Origin of the sequence: Rhodococcus sp. R1101 (assembly GCF_000278445.1) — a bacterium.
Lineage (GTDB): Bacteria > Actinomycetota > Actinomycetes > Mycobacteriales > Mycobacteriaceae > Rhodococcus > Rhodococcus gordoniae.
The window spans coordinates 1-3,446 of sequence record NZ_AJVB01000421.1; the positions used below are offsets into that span (position 1 = coordinate 1).

3 protein-coding genes are annotated in these 3,446 nt (G+C 66.9%); all 3 read left to right on the forward strand.

All coding sequences use genetic code 11. The features are described 5' to 3' along the window. Nucleotides 1-551: glycoside hydrolase family 26 protein (locus R1101_RS0119070; protein WP_016934929.1), on the forward strand; the 551-nt coding region annotated here is incomplete at its 5' end. Further along, a complete protein-coding gene (locus R1101_RS0119075) occupies nucleotides 548-1,789 on the forward strand; it encodes a PP2C family protein-serine/threonine phosphatase (RefSeq protein WP_016934930.1) in 1,242 nt (413 codons plus the stop codon). The genes R1101_RS0119070 and R1101_RS0119075, both read left to right, overlap by 4 nt. Beyond that, the coding region (locus R1101_RS0119080; protein ID WP_016934931.1) for a glycosyltransferase at nucleotides 1,786-3,446 on the forward strand (1,661 nt) is incomplete at its 3' end. The genes R1101_RS0119075 and R1101_RS0119080, both read left to right, overlap by 4 nt.

A 3,446-nucleotide genomic window follows, 5' to 3' on the forward strand; every position in this document is an offset into this window, starting at 1 on the left:
AGGTCTATCTGCGATTCGCCCACGAACCGAACGGGGACTGGTACCCCTGGAGCCCTGCGGCAGGGACCCCGCCGGAGACGTATGTCGCCGCGTGGCGGCATGTGCACGATCTGTTCGCGTCGAAGAACGTCGAGAACGTGCGCTGGATCTGGACGGTCAACGTCCCGCACGAGGGCAGCAGTCCCATCACTCCCCTGTATCCGGGTGACGAGTACGTCGATGTCGTCGGAGTGGACGGCTACAACTGGGGCACCACCCGGCCGTGGAGTCGGTGGCAGTCCCCCGAGGAGCTGTTCGGACCGACGCTGGACGAACTCGGTCGGCTCGCCCCGGGGCGCCCCCTCGCTGTCACGGAGGTCGCGAGCGCGGAGGCCGGTGGATCGAAGCCGGACTGGATCCGGGATCTGGTGGGTTACTTGGACAGTCACCCGGCGGTCACAACATTCGTGTGGTTCCATCACAACAAAGAAACCGATTGGCGCTTGACCAGCACGCCCGAGTCCGCGGGGGCGCTGAGCGACGCTCTGCACAGGAGACACATCGCACGATGACAGCCGAGGCGTCGCTCCTCCCCGAACATCTCGAGAACGAACGCATGCGTGACGTGGAACTGCTCGAACTGCTCGACACCCCCCACGAAGAACGGTTCGACAAGATCACCCGCATCGCGTGCCGCGTGTTCGGTGTCCCGATGGCTTCGCTCTCGCTGATGGATCGCGATCGGCAGTGGTTCAAATCGATCCTCGGACTGGAGCTCTCCGACGTACCGCGCGAGAGGACGGTGTGCCGCACCACGATCGCCCGGGCCTACGCGCAACCCGAGAATCCCGCACTCGTCCTCCCGGATGCCGCCTCCGATCCTGCTTTCGCGGACATCCCCGGTATCGGCGGAAAGGGGGGCATCCGGTTCTATGCGGGCTATCCCCTGTACGGACCCAACGGTCACCCCGTGGGCACCTTCTGCATCTACGACACCGAGGAGCGGAACCTCGACCCGGATCAGCTCGACACCTTCGCCGAGCTGGCCGAGTGGGCCCAACGTGAACTCGATCGTGCCGACGAACTCGACCGCGCCGCCGAGATCCAGAACCAGCTCCTCCCCCGGCCGCTCCCGGACCTTCCCGGTTACGAGATGGCCACGATCTGCCTGCCCGCCTTCATGGTGGGCGGTGACTTCTACGACCACTACCGGCTCCGCGACGGGATCGTGATCACCGTCGCCGACGTCATGGGCAAGGGCCTGGGCGCCGCAATCCTGTCGTCGGCCGTGCGCTCCTCGATGCGGGGGGTCGCGCGGGTGCTCGAGCGTTTCGGGACTCGTCCGGTCGGCGTCCTCGACACCGGGATGACCCTGACCGTCGGCGCCGAACACCTCGCCGACGACTTCGAGCACACCGGGACGTTCGTCACCTCCTTCGTCGCAGCGCTCGAGTTCTCCACAGGAGACATCGATTACGCCGATGCCGGGCACGGGCTGGCCGCGATCCGCCGCGCCGACGGTACGGTCGAACCACTGACGAGCGGTGGTGGTCCTCCGCTGGGGATCTTTCCCGCGACCACCTGGAGGTCCGAGACCGCGCGGCTCGATGCGGGCGACATGCTCGTGATCTGCTCCGACGGCCTGCTCGACCTGCTCGACGAACAGAGCGACCCGGCGGCTCTGTGCCGTTTCGTCGCCGACCGGGCCGAGCCGGAAGAACTGGTGGCCGCCGCGCGTGCGCTGGCCGAGAGCAATCCGCCGCTCGACGACGTCACGGTGGTCGCGCTACGCCGGGAGGCGGCGTCGTGAACGCGGTCACGAAGGAGGGCTACCCGTCCCCCTTCCTGCGCGTCCTCATCGTCCTCACGGTCATCGTCGGGTTGAACTACATCGTCTGGCGCTGGCTGTTCTCCGTGAACTGGGATGCGTGGTGGATCGCGGTCCCGCTCGTTCTCGCCGAGACGTACAGCCTGATCGATTCGCTGCTGTTCGCGTTGACGATGTGGCGGTTGAGGAGACGTCCCGAACCGCCCATCGCACCCGCCGGCATGACGGTCGACGTCTTCATCACCACCTACAACGAACCGGTCGATCTGGTGTTGCGCACGGCAGCAGCCGCGCAGCGTATCCGCTATCCGCACCGCACGTGGATCCTCGACGACGGAGCCCGGCCCGAACTCGCCGCGGCCGCAGCCGAACTCGGCGTCGACTACATGACGCGGTCGGCGAGCTGGACGAACAAGCCCCGTCACGCCAAGGCCGGCAATCTCATCAACGCCCTGCTGCACTCCGACGGCGAGTTCCTTCTCATCCTCGACGCCGACCAGATACCCGAACCCGAGATCCTCGACCGCACACTCGGATACTTCACCGACGACAGCACGGCACTGGTCCAGACGCCGCAGTACTTCACCAATGTGCCCGACTCCGATCCGCTCGGCAGTCAGGCCCCGTTGTTCTACGGGCCGATCCAGCAGGGCAAGGACGGCTGGAACGCGGCCTTCTTCTGCGGGTCCAATGCGATCCTGCGACGTGAAGCACTCATGCAGCTCGGCATCGCCGGCTATGTCCAGGCCGTCGAGGACGGTGTGGAACGCACCCTGCGCACCGCGGGAAGGGTGGTCGACCGGGCACGCCGGAAAGTGCCCGCCGACCAGCCGGACGTGGCCGCGGCACTCGACTCGGTGCGCCGTGCCGTGCGCACGGCACGCGGCGAACTCCGGACCGGCGCGGCACTCGCCGACGTCACATTCCGTTTCCAGCAGACGGTCGACGCCGCCGCGCGCAGCATCGTCGACGCCGACTTCGGCAGCATCCGGGCCGATCTCGAGGAGATCGCAGCGCTCGACGCGCACGGCACCGATGCGCTCACGATCGACGACACCGTCCTCGAACGGCTCGCCGACCGCGAGTGGTCACCGCTCGGCGCGCTCGAATCGATCCGCGCGATGATCCGCGCCGTCGATGTCGACCGTGCGGAGGAGGCCGAGCCGATGCTCGCGTTGGCCACTATCTCCGTGACCGAGGACATGGCCACCTCGATGCGCCTGCACGGCGCCGGCTGGAAGTCCGTCTACCACCACGAGATCCTCGCCTACGGGCTCGCCCCGGAGGATCCGAAGACGATGGTCACCCAGCGACTCCGGTGGGCACAGGGCACGATCCAGGTGATGCTGCGGGAGAACCCGCTCGTTCAGAAGGGCATGACCGTACCCCAGCGCCTGATGTACTGGTCGACGATGTGGAGCTATCTTTCCGGCTTCGCAGCGCTCGCCTATTTCGCGGCGCCGGTGATCTATCTCGTCTTCGGGATCCTGCCGGTCGAGGCGTTCAGTCTCGACTTCTTCTCGCGACTGGTCCCGTTCCTCATCCTGAGTCAGTTGCTGTTCTTCATCGTGGGCCGCGGGACGCCGACCTGGCGGGGCCAGCAGTACAGCCTCGCGCTCTTCCCGGTGTGGATCAGGGC